The sequence below is a fragment of the Streptomyces sp. NPDC034099 genome (genome assembly GCF_055575415.1).
On the sequence record NZ_JBVISR010000010.1, the window covers coordinates 155,405 to 171,026 of the forward strand.

Consider the following 15,622-nt stretch of genomic DNA (forward strand, 5'->3'; position numbering starts at 1 on the left):
GTACGCGTTGTGGACAGCCAGGGGTGCACGCGCCCCGCCGCCGTCAGCCGCCCCACGCCTCCAGGCAGGCGGTGCGCAGACGTCGTACTCCTTCCGTGATCTCCCCGACGTTCGCGACGGCCGCGAAGCTCAGCCGGAAGTGGGCGGCCGGGGGTTCGGCGCTGAAGTACGGGCGGCCCGGCGTGATCGCGACGCCCGCGCGCAGGGCGGCCGAGGTCAGGGCGCTCTCGTCGGCGCCCTCCGGCAGGCGCGGCCACAGGTGGTAGCCGCCGGAGGGGATGTGGGCCAGGGAGATCTCGGGGAGCTGCAGACGCAGCGCGGAGGTCATGGCGTCCCGGCGGGCCCTCAACTCCGCGGAGACCGCGCGCAGATGGCGCGGCCAGGCGGGCGACCCGACGAGTTCCAGCGCCGCCTCCTGGAGCGGCCGGGGCACGAAGAAGGTGTCGACGATCTGGATGGCGCGCAGGCGTTCGAGGACCGGCCCGTGCGCGGCCAGGGCGCTCACCCGGAAGCTGGGCGAGGTCGCCTTCGTCAGCGAGCCGACGTGGACGACGACGCCGTCCGGGTCGTCGGCGGCGAGCGGGGCGGGCAGCGGGCCGGCGTCCTCGTGCACGAGGCGGCGCACGAAGTCGTCCTCCACGACGAAGGCACCGGCCGCCCGCGCGATGCTCAGCACCTCCCCGCGCCGCTCGGGGGCGAGCACGGCGCCGGTCGGGTTCTGGAACAGGGGCTGGCAGACGAAGACACGGGCGCCGGTGGCGCGGAAGGCGTCGGCGAGCAGGGCGGGCCGTACGCCGTCGGCGTCCACGGGGACGGGCACCGGGCGCAGGCCGGCCGCCCGCGCGATGGCCAGCATGCCGGGATAGGTCGGGGACTCGACGAGGACGGGGGTGCCGGGCGGGGCGAGCGCGCGCAGGGCGGTGGCCAGCGCGGACTGGCCGCCCGCGGTGATCAGCACCTCGGCCGCCGTGATGGCCCCGCCGATGCCGCGCGCGAACCACTCCCGCAGCTCCGGCAGCCCTTCCATCGGCGGCCGCCCCCAGGCGCCCGGCCGCCGCCCGGCCCGGGCCAGGGCCGCCGCCATCGCCCGCTCCGGCTGCAGGGACGGGTGCAGGTAGCCGCCGTTGAACTCCACGACACCGGGTGGCGGGGCGGCCAGCGAGACCAGCACCCCGGAGGCGTCCACCGAGCGCGGTACGAGGTCGGCGGCGCCGTCGGCGCTGAGCGCGACCTCCTGCCAGGAGGTGTCCCCGGCGGGTGCTGCCGAGGGGCGCGGCCGGGCCCGGAAGGCACCGGCGCCGGGCCGGGTGACGACCAGCCCCTCGGCGGCCAGCTGGGCCAGGGCCCGGGAGACCGTCACGGGGCTCACCCGGAACCGGTCGACGAGGGCCCGGCTGGACGGGAGCTTTCCGCCGGGCGAGTAGCGGTCCAACTCCCGCCGCAACACGGTCACCAGGTCAGCGACGCTGCTACGCTCTTGCATGAGAGCACAGAGTAGCGCTACCGCGTCGCCTCGGATAGCAGTCGGCGCCGCGAGCACGACGCCCCCCGGCGCCTCCTTCGGTACCGTCCTGGCCGCCCTGGGTGTCGTCGCCTTCTCCCTCACCTTCCCGGCCACCGCCTGGGGGCTGGAGGGCTTCGGCCCCTGGTCCCTGATCGCCGTGCGCAGCATCCTGGCCGCCGCGGTCGCCGGTGCCTGTCTGGTGGCCCTGCGGGTGGCGCCGCCCGAGCGGCGGCACTGGCTGGGCCTCGCGGTGGTCGGCGCCGGGGTGGTCCTCGGCTTCCCCCTGCTCACGACGCTGGCCCTGCAGACGTCGACCACCGCGCACGCCGCCGTGGTGGTGGGGCTGCTCCCGCTGACCACCGCGCTGCTGTCCGCCCTGCGCGTCGGCACCCGCCCCTCGCGCACCTTCTGGATCGCGGCCCTGGCGGGTGCGGCGGCGGTGATCGCCTTCACGGTGCAGCAGAGCGGCGGCGCGCTGACCTCGGCCGACGCCTATCTCTTCGGGGCGCTGCTGGTGTGCGCGGCCGGTTACACGGAGGGCGGCCGACTGGCCCGTCAGATGCCGGGGTGGCAGGTCATCGGCTGGGCGCTGGTGCTGTGTCTGCCGCTGACGGTGCCGATGGCGGCGGTGGCGCTGTCGTTCGAGCCGGTGCACCTGACGGCGCACAGTGTGACCGGGCTGCTGTGGGTGGCGATCGGGTCGCAGTTCCTCGGCCTGGTCGTCTGGTACCGGGGCATGGCGGCGATCGGCATCCCGAAGGCCAGCCAGTTGCAGCTGGCCCAGCCGCTGCTCACACTGGTGTGGTCGGTACTTCTCCTGGGCGAGCACCTGCCGGTGGCCGCTCCGCTGACGGCCGCGGCGGTACTGGTGTGCATCGCGGTCACCCAGCGGGCCAGGGGTTAGACCCGGTCACAGACCTTTAGATCCTGCCCTCGGGCGGCACACGGGTGAGGAGGCCTCACGGATGCACGCAACCAAGGGCGACCAGCTGGTCCAGCACGGCCGGGTGGTCGGTGAGCACGACAAGGTCGCGGAGATCGTCGAAGTCATGGGCGCCAAGGGCACTCCCCCGTATCGGGTCCGGTTCGAGGACGGGCACGAGGCCGTGTGCTCGCCCGGCCCCGACTCGGAGATCCGGCACAGGGAGACCCAGCTGTAGCCCGGCCGCACACCGGGGCCTAGCGGCTCAGCGCGGGGCGGTGGCCGGCTGCGCGTAGTGGTCGGCGGCCACCCGCGCCATCGCGCCCCCGCGGTCCTCGGCGACGTCCTTCGCGGAGAAGTAGACGTGCCCGCGGACCTCGGGGTAGCGCGCGGCCAGCGTGAGGTGGCGGGACAGCTCGGCCGGGTCCTGCCAGGCGGCGGGCTGCGCCGGGTCCCCGGACTTGTACAGCGCCTCGCCCACGTACAGCTGGGTGCGGCTGCCCTTGGCCACCTCGGCCCACCAGGGCAGCAGCTTCGCGTAGTCGGCGCCGTCCAGGCCGATGTTCCAGTACAGCTGCGGCACGACGTAGTCGATCCAGCCCTCGCGCACCCACTTGCGGGTGTCCGCGTACAGGTCGTCGTACGTCTGCACGCCCGCCCGGGTGTCGGAGCCGCGCTCGTCGGTGGCGGCGTTGCGCCACACGCCGAAGGGGCTGACGCCGAAGCGGGCGGCCGGCCTGACCTCCTTGACGCGCTGTGCGGTCTCGCGCACCAGCCGGTCGATGTTGTCCCGGCGCCAGTCGGCCTTCGTGGCGAAGCCGGTGCCGAACGTGCCGAAGGTCCCGCCGTCGTCGAAGCTCTGGCCCGCCACCGGATAGGGGTAGAAGTAGTCGTCGAAGTGGACCCCGTCCACCGCGTACTTCGCCACCGCGTCCATGATCGCGTCCTGCACGAAGGCCCGGACCTCGGGCAGCCCCGGGTTGTAGTAGAGCTGCCCGCCGTACGGCACCACCCATCCGGGGTTCTTGCGCGCCGGGTGGGAGGAGACCAGGTGGGCCGGGTCGTCGTGGGTGGCGACGCGGTACGGGTTGAACCAGGCGTGCAGCTGAAGGCCGCGGGCGTGGGCCTCCGTCACGGCCGTGCCCAGCGGGTCCCAGCCCGGGTCGCGGCCCTGGCTGCCGGACAGGTACTGCGACCACGGCTCGTGCGCCGAGGGCCACAGCGCGTCGGCCGTCGGGCGCACCTGGAGGATCACCGTGTTGAGGCCGTGCCGGACCGCGTTGTCGAGGTGCTCGACCAGCTCCGCGCGCTGCTCGGCGGCGCGCAGCCCCGCGCGGGTGGGCCAGTCGCGGTTGGCCACGGTGGCCAGCCACATCCCGCGCATCCCGGCGGCGGCCCTGCGCGAGGCCGCCGGCGCGGCGGGGCCCTGGCCGGTGGACGCCGCGGACGCCCCCGATGCCCCGGATACCGCCGTGAACGCCGACAACGCCGCCACCGTGAAGGCACGGCGCGAGACACCGCCCATGGGAAGACCTCCTGAACGCTGTGGATCCGTACGGTCACGGATCGTGTACGGGGCCTCAGCATGCCCGACCCGGGAGACGGATCCGTGACCATTCGGGGGTAACGTGCTCGATCGGAGCAGGCGACGGGGACCCCGGCATGCCTGCTGCCAGCCGTGGAGTCAGCGAAAGGGACGATGTGACCGGCATCTCGGGAGATATCGCACGCGTCGGCGTGGTGGGCTGCGGTCAGATGGGGGCGGGCATCGCCGAGGTGTGCGCCCGCTCGGGTCTGGAGGTGATGGTCGCCGAGACCACCGGCGAGGCCCTGGAGATCGGCCGCACCCGGCTGTACAACTCGCTGACCAAGGCGGCCGAGCGCGGCAAGATCACCGAGGAGGAGCGGGACGCCACGCAGGCGCGCCTCAGCTTCACCACCGACCTCGGCGAGTTCGCCGACCGTGATCTGGTGATCGAGGCGGTCGTCGAGAACGAGCAGGTCAAGACCGAGATCTTCCAGGTGCTCGACCAGGTCGTGACCCGGCCGGACGCGATCCTGGCCTCCAACACCTCCTCGATCCCGCTGGTGAAGCTGGCGGTCGCCACCTCGCGGCCCGACCACGTCATCGGCATCCACTTCTTCAACCCGGCCCCGGTGCAGCAGCTGGTCGAGCTGATCCCGGCGCTCACCACCTCCGAGGGCACGCTCAGCCGGGCCCAGCTGTTCACCGAGAAGGTGCTGGGCAAGCACGCGATCCGTGCCCAGGACCGCTCCGGTTTCGTGGTCAACGCGCTGCTGATCCCCTACCTGCTCTCCGCGATCCGGATGTTCGAGTCCGGCATCGCCAGCCGCGAGGACATCGACAACGGCATGGAGATGGGCTGCGCCCACCCGATGGGCCCGCTGAAGCTGGCCGACCTGATCGGCCTGGACACGGTCGCCTCGGTGGCGTACTCGATGTACGAGGAGTACAAGGAGCCGCTGTACGCCGCTCCCCCGCTGCTCCAGCGCATGGTCGACGCGGGCCGCCTCGGCCGCAAGACAAGCTCGGGCTTCTACGCCTACGGCTGATCGCGCCCGAGCCTGAGGTGGTGCAGCAGGAGCAACGCGGCCGCCATGTTGGCGGCCGGGACCTCCCCGCGGGCGACGAGGTCGGGTACGAGCTTGAGGGGCACCCATTCCCGGCGGTCCGACTCGAAGTCGTCCACGGGGTGTCCGACGTACGTGCCCTCGTCGCTGAAGTAGATGTGGTGCCGGGCGTCGGTGAGGCCGTTGGAGGGCTCCACGCTCATCAGGTGGTGCAGCGGTCCCGGCCGCCAGCCGGTCTCCTCCTCCAGTTCCCTGGCCGCCGCCGCCGCGATGTCCTCGCCGTCCTCGACGACGCCGGCCGCGAGTTCCCAGCCCCAGCTGTCGGTGATGAAACGGTGCCGCCACAGCAGGAGGACCTCGCCCGCCTCGTTCACGACCGTGGCCACGGCCACGGGACGCATGCGTATCAGGAAGTGGTCGAGGTGCCGCCCGTCCGGTAGCGCGACATCGGCCAGATTGACGCTGAACCAGCGATTTGAGTACACATTCTGTTCGCTCTGTTTCGTCCACTGCACGGTTCTGCCACCTTTCTTTGAGTAGGTGGCAATATCGCAGCAGCAGCGTTCCGGCAGCAGGCGTACGACGGCCGCTCACGGCGCAGGGGTGGGCGCGGGGTCCGTGCGGACGGGCCGCCTACAGCGGTACGCGCAGGGCCCCGTCGATGAGTTCGGCCGCCTCGGCCGTGCCCGCGCAACCGCTGCTCACCAGGTGCTCGCGCACCGCGCGCAGTCGGTCGCGCAGCCGCTGGGACTCCATTCCCCGGGCCTGCTCGGCCATCCGCACGGCCGTCGCCACCGCCTTGTCGGCGTTGCCCTGGCGCAGCTCGATCGTGCTGAGCATGGCGAGCCGGTGCACGCGTCCCCGGTCGTGCGCCGGGGTGTCGACGGCGGCCGCCGCGTGCTCCCCGGCCGCCGCGAGTTCACCGAGGCTCAGCAGCGCCTCCGCCACCTGGACGTTGACCAGTCCGGGCTGGACGTAGCCGGTCTCGTCGGGCTCGTACCCGCGCCGGATGCGCTCGGCGGCCTGCTCGGCCCGGCGGATGCAGGCCAGCGCGCCGCTGCCGTCACCCAGGTGCGCGTACGCCTTCGCCTGCATCGCGTACAGGTCGGAGGCGAGCGCCGGGGTGATGTGCCGTCCGGCGGCCCGCAGCGCGGCCTCGGCGAAGGCGACGGCCTGCCGGTACTCCCGCATGAACAGCGCCTGGTTGACCAGCAGCGCGATGACGTAGGCACCGAGCCCCCGGTCGCCGCTGGCCTTGGCGAGCCGCAGCGCCTGGTGGAAGTAGCGCTGCGCGAGGCCGTGCGCGTCGGAGTCGTACGCGCAGATCCCGGCCACCGCCACCAGGCCCCCGGTGGCCCGGTGCAGCTGGCGCCCGGTGGCGTCGGTGTAGCTGCCGCGCAGCAGCGGCGCGGCCTCGGAGTTGAGGAAGCCGACGATGCGGGCGCGGGTCGCGATGCCGCCGGCCTTGCGGTACATCTGCTCGTAGTGCGTGCGGGCGCAGCGCACCATCTCCAGGTCGGCCGCGGTGACCCGGTGCCGCCCGCCGCGGGAGACGTCGGTGTCCTCGGGCGGGTTCTCCCACTCCCACACCGGCATCACGGCGGGCGTGCCGGTGAGCGCGGGGGCGCCGAGGATGTGCGGGCGCTGCTGCTGGTCGGAGCGCCACAGGGCGGTCGCGCGCTCCACGAACCCGGACAGCGAGCCGGTGTTCGCGGCGGCGGGTTCGCCGGGCACGCCGAGGCCGATGTCGTCGAGGGTGACGGGGCGGTGCAGCCGGGACGCGAGGACCTCGCAGATCAGGTCGGGCACCTGGCCCCGCGGCCGCTGCCCCTTCAACCACCGTGCGACGGCGGTGTGTTCGTACCTCAGTGCGAGCCCGCGCGCTCGTCCCGCCTGGTTGACGTGCGCGGCCAGTCCCGCGTGCGAGATGCCGGCCTCGTCGAGAACCGCGTCGAGCAGGGTGTTGGGCTGCATGGGTGCCCCCCGGTGAATCGGTGCCGACAGCGTAGTGCGTCGGTCCTCACACGGGGTGTGAACGCAGTGCGCGCATCCGCAGCGTGTGCGCGCTGTCGCGGAGAGTTCCGGGCCGGTTGACTGAAGGGCCTCGAAAGAGGCCGGCCGGGCCGCCGGCTCCCCCTCGTACAGTGCGGCGGCCCGTATCCACGCCGTCCGCCCGGCTGCCTGCCCGACACTCCGTGGCGGGGCGGACGGCTCCGCCGGCCGGAGAGGCGGTCAAACGCCGTTCAGGTGATGCCCCAGGGGCGCGGGGAACCGCGCGACCAGCCACCGACTGCCCGCAGCCGCCGACCGGCAGAAACCCCACGCCCCTCGGGCGAACGAACCGCTAACTGCGCAGCACCGCTCCGACCCGCTCACCCGCGAGGGCCACCGCCGCATCCCGCGCAGCCGACGCCTCGTCGACCGTCAGCGTCCGGTCCCCCGCGCGAAAGCGCAACGCGTACGCCAGGGACTTGCGCCCCTCACCCAGTTGCTCCGCGTTGTCGTACACGTCGAACAGCCGGATGGACTCCAGCAGTTCACCCGCGCCCTCGCGCAGCGCCGCCTCGACGTCCGCCGCCGGGACGAACGCGTCGACCACCAGGGCGACGTCCTGCGTCGCGACCGGGAAGGTCGAGATGCCCGGCGCCTGCGGGGTGTCGTCGCCGATCCGTGCCACGGCGTCGAGGTCCAGCTCCATGGCGCAGGTGCGCGCGGGCAGACCCAGCGTCTTCAGGACCCGCGGGTGCAGCTCACCCGCGTGCCCGATCACGCGCTCCTCGCCGTCCACGGTGACCGTCAGCTCGGCGCAGCGGCCCGGGTGCCAGGGGCCGTACTGGCCCTTGCGGACGCCCAGTTCGGCGCCGGCCTCGCGGGCGACGGTGCGGGCGGCCTCGACCGCGTCGGCCCAGTCGGCCGGGCGGCCCTTGCCCCACCAGCCGGCCTGCTCGCGGGCGCCGGTCAGGACCACGGCGACGTGCCGGGGCTGGTCGGGCAGCGCGGCGTCCAGCGCGGCGAGGTCGTCCTCGCTGGGGCGCCGGTCGACGGGCAGGTCGGCGGCGATCCGCTGTTCGTCGCGCGGGTGGAAGACCAGGCCGGTCTCGAAGAGCGCCAGGTCGTGCGCGCCACGGCCGTCGTTGCGGCGCAGCGCGCCCAGCAGGCCGGGCAGCAGCGAGGTCCGCAGCGCGGGCTCCTCGTCGCTGAGCGGGTTGACCAGCTTGACGACGCGGCGGGCCGGGTCGTCGGCGTCGAGACCGAGCTGGTCGAAGACCTGCTCGCCGACGAACGGGTAGTTCAGCGCCTCGACGTACCCGGCACCGGCCAGGGCCCGCCCGACGCGGCGGTGCAGCCGCTGCCGGGAGGTGAGGCCGCGGCCCGCCGGGGGCCTGGGCAGAGTGGAGGGCAGGTTCTCGTAGCCCTCCAGACGGATGACCTCTTCGGCCAGGTCGTTCGGGTCGGTGAGGTCGGGCCGCCAGGACGGCACGGTGACGAGCAGCTCGTCCTGGCCGTAGACGTCGCAGCCCACCTCCTGGAGGCGGCGTACGACGGTCTCGCGGCCGTACTCCACACCCGCGACCTTGTCCGGGTGGTCGGCCGGGACGCTGATGGTGTGCGGTGCGGACGGAGCGCTGATCTCCGTGACCCCGGACTCGGCGGTGCCGCCCGCGAGCAGCACCAGCAGGTCGACGGTGCGCTGCGCGGCAGCGGCCGCGGCCTGCGGGTCCACGCCGCGCTCGAAGCGGCGGGACGCCTCCGAGGACAGCTTGTGGCGGCGGGCGGTGCGCGCGATGGACACCTGGTCGAAGTGGGCGGCCTCGATGACCACGTCACTCGTCGCGTTCCCACCGTTTTCGGCGGCGTCGGTGTCAGCGATCTCCGTGTTGGCGCCGCCCATGACACCGGCGAGGCCGATGGGGCCGCGGTCGTCGGTGATGACCAGGTCCTCGGCGTGCAGCTTCCGCTCGGTGCCGTCGAGGGTGACGATCTTCTCGCCCTCCTGGGCCCGGCGCACGCCGATGGTGCCCTGGACCCGTGAGCGGTCGTAGGCGTGCAGAGGCTGGCCCAGCTCCATCATCACGTAGTTGGTGACGTCGACGGCGAGCGAGATCGGACGCATGCCGACCTTCTGGAGCCGCCGCTGGAGCCAGATCGGGGAGCGGGCCTCGGCGCTGAGGCCGGTCACGGTGCGGGCGGTGAAGCGGTCGCAGCCGGTGGGGTCGGCGATCTTCACCGGGTAGCCGTAGGCGTTCGGACCGGGCACGTCGAGCAGGGCCGGGTCGCGCAGCGGCAGGCCGTAGGCGATGGCGGCCTCGCGGGCGACGCCGCGGATGGACAGGCAGTCGCCGCGGTTGGCGGTGACGGCGATGTCCAGCACCTCGTCGACCAGTTCCAGCAGCTCGATGGCGTCCTTGCCGACCTCGGTCTCCGGCGGCAGCACGATGATGCCGTGCGTGCCGTCGTCGCCCATGCCCAGCTCGTCGCTGGAGCAGATCATGCCGTGGGACGTCTTGCCGTAGGTCTTGCGGGCGGAGATCGAGAAGCCGCCGGGCAGGGTGGCACCGGGCAGGACCACGACGACCTTGTCGCCCACGGCGAAGTTCCGGGCGCCGCAGACGATCTCCTGCGGCTCACCGGTGCCGTTGGCCTGCCCCACATCGACGGTGCAGAAGCGGATCGGCTTCTTGAAGCCCTCCAGCTCCTCGATGGTCAGCACCTGGCCGACGACGAGGGGGCCCTTGAGGTCGGCGCCCAGGTGCTCGACGGTCTCGACCTCCAGGCCGGCCGAAATCAGCTTGGCCTGCACGTCGCGGCCGGTCTCGGTGGCCGGCAGGTCGACGTACTCCCGCAGCCAGGAAAGCGGGACCCGCATCAGATCTCCATCCCGAACGGCCGGGTGAACCGGACGTCACCCTCGACCATGTCTCGCATGTCCTCGACGTTGTGGCGGAACATCAGCATCCGCTCGATGCCGAACCCGAAGGCGAAGCCGCTGTACTTCTCCGGGTCGACGCCGCAGGCGGTGAGCACCCGCGGGTTGACCATGCCGCAGCCGCCCAGCTCGATCCAGCCCTCGCTGGAGCAGGTGCGGCAGGGCCGGTCGGGGTTGCCGACGGACGCGCCCTTGCAGACGTAGCAGAGCATGTCCATCTCGGCGGACGGCTCGGTGAAGGGGAAGAAGTTCGGCCGCAGCCGGGTCTTCATCTCCGCGCCGAACAGCGACTGGACCATGTGGTCCAGGGTGCCCTTGAGGTCCGCCATGGTCAGGCCCTCGTCGACGGCGAGCAGCTCGACCTGGTGGAAGACGGGGGTGTGCGTGGCGTCCAGCTCGTCGGTGCGGTACACCCGGCCGGGGCAGATCACGTAGACCGGCAGCTCGCGCTCCAGCGCGGAGCGGATCTGCACGGGCGAGGTGTGGGTGCGCAGCACGACGCCGGACTCGGAGCCGCCGTCGGGGCCTTGGACGAAGAAGGTGTCGGCCTCGCCGCGGGCGGGGTGGTCCGGGCCGATGTTGAGGGCGTCGAAGTTGAACCACTCGGCCTCGGCCTCGGGGCCCTCGGCGACCTCGTAGCCCATGGCGACGAAGATGTCCTCGATGCGCTCGGAGAGCGTGGTGAGCGGGTGGCGGGCGCCGGCCGGGACCCGGTCGTAGGGCAGCGTGACGTCCACGGCCTCCTCGACCAGGACCCGCGCGTCACGCTCGGCCTCCAGCTCCTCCTGGCGGGCGGCCAGCGCCTTGTTCACGGCACCGCGGGCCATGCCGACGCGCTTGCCGGCCTCGGCCTTGGCCTGCGGGGGCAGGGCGCCGATCTCGCGGTTGGCCAGCGCCAACGGGGAGGTGCCGCCGGTGTGGGCGACCTTGGCCTCCTGGAGCGCGTCGAGGGAGTCCGCGGCGGCGAAGGCGGCGAGCGCCTCGTCCCGCATGCGCTCGATCTCTTCCGGTTTCAACGCCTCGACCTCGACTGGGTCGTACGACTTATTCGGTGCCGACATCTCTTCCCGTGCTTCCGATTGGCTGGCTGGGACGCCCCGTCTACGGTCCTCAGGCGGCGCGGAGACGCTTCGTCGACGCTTCGTCTGCGGATCTGGACGCAAAGGTGCCAAAGACCGAGTCTAACGGGGCTGTGGAACGCGGATTACGCCCGTGGGGTCCGTCGGCCGTCTCAGGTGCTTGTCAGCTGAGGTACGCCGGTGCCGCCACGGGCAACGTAAATCGGAACTCGGCGCCGCCGCCGGGGGCGCGGCCGACCGTGATGGTGCCGCCGTGGGCCTCGACGATGCCCTTGACGATGTACAGCCCGAGGCCGGTGCCACCGCGCTTGCTGCCCCGCCAGAAGCGGGTGAAGACACGGTTCATGGATTCCTCCGGGATGCCCGCCCCCTCGTCGCTCACCGTGACCGACGTGCCGGTGTCCTCCCCCTCGCGGGGCGACGCCGTGGGCGTGACGTCAATGGTGACGGTTCCCTCGCCGTGCCGCACGGCATTTTCCAGCAGGTTGCTCAGCACCTGGTCGACCTTGTCGGGGTCGGCCCACAGGTCCGGCAGCGGCTGCGCGAGGCGGAGCAGGAACCGGTCGGCCGACTGGCCGGCGGCGACGTACGCCTGGATGTGCCGGCCGACGGCGGCGCCGATGTCGACGGGCTGGCGGCGCACCTCCAGGCGGCCGGAGTCGATCCGGGAGATGTCGAGCAGCTCGGCGATGAGCCGGGTGACGCGGTCGGCGTCGGCGTCGACGGTCTCCAGCATCAGCCGCTTCTGGTCGTCGGTGAACCTCTCCCACTTGGCCAGCAGGGTGGCCGTGAAGCCCTTGACGGAGGTGAGGGGGGAGCGCAGTTCGTGGGCGACGGTGGCGATCAGCTCGGCGTGGCTGCGCTCGGTGCGGCGGCGGGCCTCGGTGTCGCGCAGGGTGACGACGACGCGGTGGACGGGACCGAGGCGTTCGGTGCGCACGTAGCGGGCGGTGACCAGGACTTCCCGGCCGCCGGGGAGCAGCAGGTTGCGCTCGGGCTGGCCGACCCGGATGGCGAGGCCGTCGTAGGGGTCGGTGAGCTGCCACCAGCGGCGGCCCTCCAGGTCCTCCAGCGGCAGGGCGCTGTCCAGAGGCCGGCCGAGGGCTTCGGCGGCGGGGGTGGCCGTGATGCGGACGGCGGCCGCGTTGAAACAGACCACCCGGCCGTGCTCGTCCGCGACGACCAGGCCGTCGGGCAGCTGGTCCGGGTCGATGCCGAGGTCGGCGAGATCGCCGGGCGTGCGGGGCGCGGGCGGACGTGGCACCTGGCGTGCTCCCCGTGCGCTGCTCGTGCCGACGCTCATCCCCGTACCCCACCTCTCAACCGCGCAGGGGCCTTGAGCTGGTCACCCTACTAGCTCTCGGTGACGGAGCGGCACCCTCCGGCGGCACGCTGTGCACGCGCCGACGCGTAGAGACATACGGCGGCGGCGGTCGCGAGGTTCAGACTCTCCGCCTTCCCGTGGATCGGAACGCGCAGGACGGCGTCGGTGAGGGCGCGGGTCTCCTCCGGGAGCCCCCAGGCCTCGTTGCCGAACACCCAGGCGGTGGGTCCGCCCATGGTGCCGGCGTCCAGCTCGGCGTCGAGGTCGTGCTCCCCCGCCCCGTCGGCGGCGAGGACCCGGACCCCGGCGTCCCTGAGCCCGGCGACGGCGCGCTCGACGGGCACCCCGACGGCGACCGGCAGGTGGAACAGGGAGCCGACGGAGGCGCGTACGGCCTTGGGGTTGTACAGGTCGACGGAGGCGTCGGTGAGCACGACCGCCTCGGCCCCGGCGGCATCGGCGCAGCGCAGCACGGTGCCGGCGTTGCCGGGGTCCCGGACGTGGGCGAGCACGGCGACGAGCTTGGGGCGGGCGGCGAGGATCTCCTCGAACGGCGTGTCCAGGAACCGGCAGACCCCGACCAGCCCCTGCGGGGTGACGGTGGTGGAGATGTCCTCGATCACCGCGTCGGCGGCGAGGTGCACCCGGGCACCGACGTCACGGGCGGCCCCGACGATGTCGGCGTACCGCTCCGCGGCCTCGACGGTGGCGAACAGCTCGACCAGCGTCTCCCCGTACCCGGCGGCCTCCCGCACGGCCTGCGGCCCCTCGGCGAGGAACAGCCGCTCCTTCCCCCGAAAGTTCCGCTTCCCCAGCCGCCGCGCGGCGACGACACGGGGAGACCGGGGGGAGATCAGCTCGGGGGCGGCGGGGCGCACGTTTCTCACCTTCACAACTAAATCAACGCGGGCTGAAGCGCCCCTTCAGGGGCGCGGGGAACTGCGCGACAAGCCACAACGGACCCGCAGCCGAAAGCGAACGGGCGGGCGGCAACCGAAGGGACCCGCAGGCTCCAGGCCTGCGGGTCCCTTCGACAACCGGCTAAAGCCAGCGCAGCGTCACGCCGCCTTCGGCGCGTTCACATCGCTCGGCAGCGCCTTCTGCGCGACCTCGACGAGCGCGGCGAACGCGTTCGGGTCGTTGACGGCCAGCTCGGCGAGGATCTTGCGGTCGACCTCGACGTTGGCGGCCTTCAGGCCCTGGATGAAGCGGTTGTACGTGATGCCGTTGGCGCGGGCAGCGGCGTTGATGCGCTGGATCCACAGCTGGCGGAAGTCACCCTTGCGCTTCTTGCGGTCGTTGTAGTTGTAGACCAGCGAGTGGGTGACCTGCTCCTTGGCCTTGCGGTACAGGCGCGAACGCTGACCGCGGTAGCCGGAGGCCTGCTCGAGGATCGCCCGGCGCTTCTTGTGGGCGTTGACTGCCCGCTTGACGCGTGCCACTTGTTAACTCCTTGTAGCGGGGCCGCGGTGATCCTCACGCGGCCCGGTATCGATTGGGTCCCGGTCCTGCCGTACGGCGCTCAGTGGCGCCCGTACGTCACTTGCCGAGAAGCTTCTTGATCTTCGCGGCGTCGCCCGGGGCCATCTCGGCGTTGCCGGTGAGGCGACGCGTCACGCGGGACGACTTGTGCTCGAGCAGGTGGCGCTTGCCGGCGCGCTCACGGAGCACCTTGCCGGAGCCGGTGATCTTGAAGCGCTTGCTGGCACCGCTGTGCGACTTGTTCTTCGGCATAGCGCCGTTCTCTCCTCGTCGGTGGCGCTCCGGTGCCCGGTCGTGAAACCGGGCACGGTGGGAGCGTCGCTCTTGTATCGGTCTGTGTCCTGGGGACTGGCGGTCCCCCGGGGTCACGCTTCGGCGGGTGCCTCGGCCGGGGCCTCGGCGTCCTCGATGTCGTCGGCCTCCGCGGCGTTCTGCGACTTGCCGGGGTTGGCCTTCGCGTCCGCCTTGCGGGCTTCCTGCGCCTGGCGGGCCTCGGCCATCGCCTCGGTCTTCTTCTTGTGCGGACCGAGGACCATGATCATGTTTCGGCCGTCCTGCTTGGGATTCGACTCGATGAAGCCGAGGTCCTGGACGTCCTCCGCGAGCCGCTGCAGCAGTCGGTAGCCGAGCTCCGGCCGGGACTGCTCACGACCGCGGAACATGATCGTGATCTTGACCTTGTCGCCCTGCTTGAGGAACCGGACGACGTGACCCTTCTTGGTGTCATAGTCGTGCGGGTCGATCTTCGGCCGGAGCTTCATCTCCTTGATGACCGTGTGCGCCTGGTTCTTGCGCGCTTCACGGGCCTTCATGGCCGACTCGTACTTGAACTTCCCGTAGTCCATGAGCTTGCACACGGGCGGACGGGCGTTCGCCGCGACCTCGACGAGGTCGAGGTCGTACTCCTGCGCAAGCTCCAGGGCCTTGGCAAGCGGGACAATCCCGACCTGCTCGCCGCTGGGACCGACAAGTCGCACCTCGGGAACGCGAATCCGGTCGTTGATGCGGGGCTCGGCGCTGATGGATCCTCCTCGGTAGCACCACGCGACGGTCTGGCGGACAGCCGCGTAACGTCTGTGTTCGATAGACCTAACCGCGCCGGCACACAAAAAATGCCCCGGACGATCACAGGCGGGGCTCCTCGAACTGCTACCGGAGCACCGCCGCGATGGCCGCGGGGCGCGATTTCGGGCTGGTCACCGCCGTGGGACGGGACCGCCTGACCGGTGACCCGCCGTCCGCAGGACGGCCAGGTGGGAGTTCGGAGCCTCCACTTGTGGGCCGGATCCGCTGCCGTGGGCGTGCGTGTCCGACCGGTCGTTACACAAGGTTAGCAGCTCGGCGGGGGAAGGGCTAACCGAGTCCGAGTGGGGCCCGCTCCCCCACTGCGCCTATCGTGTGCGGCATGAGTGAGACCCCTGCTGAATCCTCGGCGAATCCCGATTTCGACGCCATGACCCGCGACATCGCCGAGGTCCCCGCGGTCGAGGTGATCGTGACGGTCGCCGTCAACCTGATGAGCGCCGCCGCCGTGAAGCTGGGCCTGACGGAGGAGGGCGAGGACCACAAGGACCTGGACGAGGCCCGCAAGCTGGTGCACGCGCTGGCCGGTCTGCTGGACGCGACGGCGACCGAGATCAGCTCGTTCCACGCGGCGCCGCTGCGCGACGGTCTGAAGTCGCTCCAGCTGGCCTTCCGCGAGGCCTCGCTGGTCCCGGACGAGCCGGGCCAGGGTCCGGGCGAGAAGTACACGGGCGCGGTCTACGGCTGACCGCCGCCCGCTGACCCGGAG

Annotated in this window: 15 protein-coding genes; 4 read left to right on the forward strand and 11 right to left on the reverse strand. The window is 72.3% G+C overall.

What is annotated here, in order from left to right; all coding sequences use genetic code 11:
* Positions 1-43: 43 nt before the first annotated feature.
* Positions 44-1,483: a PLP-dependent aminotransferase family protein gene (locus ACZ56V_RS27165; RefSeq protein ID WP_398917274.1), complete on the reverse strand. Its 1,440-nt coding sequence runs from the start codon at positions 1,481-1,483 to the stop codon at positions 44-46.
* On the opposite strand from ACZ56V_RS27165, the gene ACZ56V_RS27170 reads away from it, so the two are divergent.
* Both ACZ56V_RS27170 and ACZ56V_RS27175 read left to right on the forward strand, forming a co-directional pair.
* A complete protein-coding gene (locus ACZ56V_RS27170; RefSeq protein WP_468945834.1) occupies positions 1,482-2,408 on the forward strand; it encodes a DMT family transporter in 927 nt (308 codons plus the stop codon). The two genes, ACZ56V_RS27165 and ACZ56V_RS27170, sit on opposite strands and share 2 nt — an antisense overlap.
* 61 nt (positions 2,409-2,469) lie before the next feature.
* On the forward strand, positions 2,470-2,664 hold the full coding sequence (locus tag ACZ56V_RS27175; protein WP_356366033.1) for a DUF1918 domain-containing protein: 195 nt from the start codon (positions 2,470-2,472) through the stop codon (positions 2,662-2,664).
* A 27-nt stretch (positions 2,665-2,691) separates the two neighbouring features.
* Here ACZ56V_RS27175 and ACZ56V_RS27180 read toward each other — a convergent pair whose 3' ends face one another.
* Positions 2,692-3,951: a glycoside hydrolase family 10 protein gene (locus ACZ56V_RS27180; protein WP_398917278.1), complete on the reverse strand. Its 1,260-nt coding sequence runs from the start codon at positions 3,949-3,951 to the stop codon at positions 2,692-2,694.
* A gap of 137 nt (positions 3,952-4,088) precedes the next feature.
* On the opposite strand from ACZ56V_RS27180, the gene ACZ56V_RS27185 reads away from it, so the two are divergent.
* Positions 4,089-5,000, forward strand: a complete 912-nt coding sequence (locus ACZ56V_RS27185; RefSeq protein ID WP_398917280.1) for a 3-hydroxybutyryl-CoA dehydrogenase — start codon at positions 4,089-4,091, stop codon at positions 4,998-5,000.
* On the opposite strand, the gene ACZ56V_RS27190 is transcribed toward ACZ56V_RS27185, so the two are convergent.
* The 9 genes from ACZ56V_RS27190 to infC form a co-directional block, all read right to left on the reverse strand.
* Positions 4,991-5,533 (reverse strand): NUDIX domain-containing protein, encoded by a 543-nt coding sequence (locus ACZ56V_RS27190; protein ID WP_356366039.1) that lies wholly within the window; start codon positions 5,531-5,533, stop codon positions 4,991-4,993. The two genes, ACZ56V_RS27185 and ACZ56V_RS27190, sit on opposite strands and share 10 nt — an antisense overlap.
* Positions 5,534-5,651: 118 nt before the next feature.
* On the reverse strand, positions 5,652-6,992 hold the full coding sequence (locus ACZ56V_RS27195) for a transcriptional regulator (RefSeq protein ID WP_398917283.1): 1,341 nt from the start codon (positions 6,990-6,992) through the stop codon (positions 5,652-5,654).
* A gap of 370 nt (positions 6,993-7,362) precedes the next feature.
* A complete protein-coding gene (gene pheT, locus ACZ56V_RS27200) occupies positions 7,363-9,885 on the reverse strand; it encodes a phenylalanine--tRNA ligase subunit beta (protein ID WP_468945841.1) in 2,523 nt (840 codons plus the stop codon).
* Entirely contained in the window at positions 9,885-11,006 is a 1,122-nt protein-coding gene (gene pheS, locus ACZ56V_RS27205) for a phenylalanine--tRNA ligase subunit alpha (RefSeq protein WP_356366045.1), read from the reverse strand. The genes pheT and pheS overlap by 1 nt, the downstream gene beginning before the upstream one ends.
* A 181-nt stretch (positions 11,007-11,187) precedes the next feature.
* Positions 11,188-12,327, reverse strand: coding sequence for a sensor histidine kinase (locus tag ACZ56V_RS27210; RefSeq protein ID WP_398917288.1), 1,140 nt, complete (start codon positions 12,325-12,327; stop codon positions 11,188-11,190).
* A 50-nt stretch (positions 12,328-12,377) separates the two neighbouring features.
* A complete protein-coding gene (locus ACZ56V_RS27215; RefSeq protein WP_468945846.1) occupies positions 12,378-13,226 on the reverse strand; it encodes a TrmH family RNA methyltransferase in 849 nt (282 codons plus the stop codon).
* A 180-nt stretch (positions 13,227-13,406) separates the two neighbouring features.
* On the reverse strand, positions 13,407-13,790 hold the full coding sequence (rplT, locus tag ACZ56V_RS27220) for a 50S ribosomal protein L20 (RefSeq protein WP_003977226.1): 384 nt from the start codon (positions 13,788-13,790) through the stop codon (positions 13,407-13,409).
* A 97-nt stretch (positions 13,791-13,887) separates the two neighbouring features.
* The gene (gene rpmI, locus ACZ56V_RS27225; protein WP_003977225.1) at positions 13,888-14,082 is read right to left on the reverse strand and encodes a 50S ribosomal protein L35; all 195 of its coding nucleotides are present in this window, start codon (positions 14,080-14,082) and stop codon (positions 13,888-13,890) included.
* A 113-nt stretch (positions 14,083-14,195) separates the two neighbouring features.
* The gene (infC, locus tag ACZ56V_RS27230) at positions 14,196-14,852 is read right to left on the reverse strand and encodes a translation initiation factor IF-3 (protein ID WP_104633929.1); all 657 of its coding nucleotides are present in this window, start codon (positions 14,850-14,852) and stop codon (positions 14,196-14,198) included.
* 383 nt (positions 14,853-15,235) lie between these two features.
* Here infC and ACZ56V_RS27235 point away from each other — a divergent pair, with 383 nt between their 5' ends.
* Positions 15,236-15,601, forward strand: a complete 366-nt coding sequence (locus ACZ56V_RS27235) for a DUF1844 domain-containing protein (RefSeq protein WP_115741251.1) — start codon at positions 15,236-15,238, stop codon at positions 15,599-15,601.
* The last annotated feature ends 21 nt before the right edge of the window (positions 15,602-15,622 follow it).

Excerpts from the sequence above, each read along its gene's own strand:
- ACZ56V_RS27170 (WP_468945834.1), top strand. The coding sequence starts at position 1,482 with ATGAGAGCACAGAGTAGCGCTACCGCGTCGCCTCGGATAGCAGTCGGC.
- ACZ56V_RS27165 (WP_398917274.1), bottom strand. The coding sequence starts at position 1,483 with ATGCAAGAGCGTAGCAGCGTCGCTGACCTGGTGACCGTGTTGCGGCGG.
- ACZ56V_RS27175 (WP_356366033.1), top strand. The coding sequence starts at position 2,470 with ATGCACGCAACCAAGGGCGACCAGCTGGTCCAGCACGGCCGGGTGGTC.
- ACZ56V_RS27180 (WP_398917278.1), bottom strand. The coding sequence starts at position 3,951 with ATGGGCGGTGTCTCGCGCCGTGCCTTCACGGTGGCGGCGTTGTCGGCG.
- ACZ56V_RS27185 (WP_398917280.1), top strand. The coding sequence starts at position 4,089 with ATGCCTGCTGCCAGCCGTGGAGTCAGCGAAAGGGACGATGTGACCGGC.
- ACZ56V_RS27195 (WP_398917283.1), bottom strand. The coding sequence starts at position 6,992 with ATGCAGCCCAACACCCTGCTCGACGCGGTTCTCGACGAGGCCGGCATC.
- pheT (WP_468945841.1), bottom strand. The coding sequence starts at position 9,885 with ATGCGGGTCCCGCTTTCCTGGCTGCGGGAGTACGTCGACCTGCCGGCC.
- pheS (WP_356366045.1), bottom strand. The coding sequence starts at position 11,006 with ATGTCGGCACCGAATAAGTCGTACGACCCAGTCGAGGTCGAGGCGTTG.
- ACZ56V_RS27210 (WP_398917288.1), bottom strand. The coding sequence starts at position 12,327 with ATGAGCGTCGGCACGAGCAGCGCACGGGGAGCACGCCAGGTGCCACGT.
- rpmI (WP_003977225.1), bottom strand. The coding sequence starts at position 14,082 with ATGCCGAAGAACAAGTCGCACAGCGGTGCCAGCAAGCGCTTCAAGATC.
- ACZ56V_RS27235 (WP_115741251.1), top strand. The coding sequence starts at position 15,236 with ATGAGTGAGACCCCTGCTGAATCCTCGGCGAATCCCGATTTCGACGCC.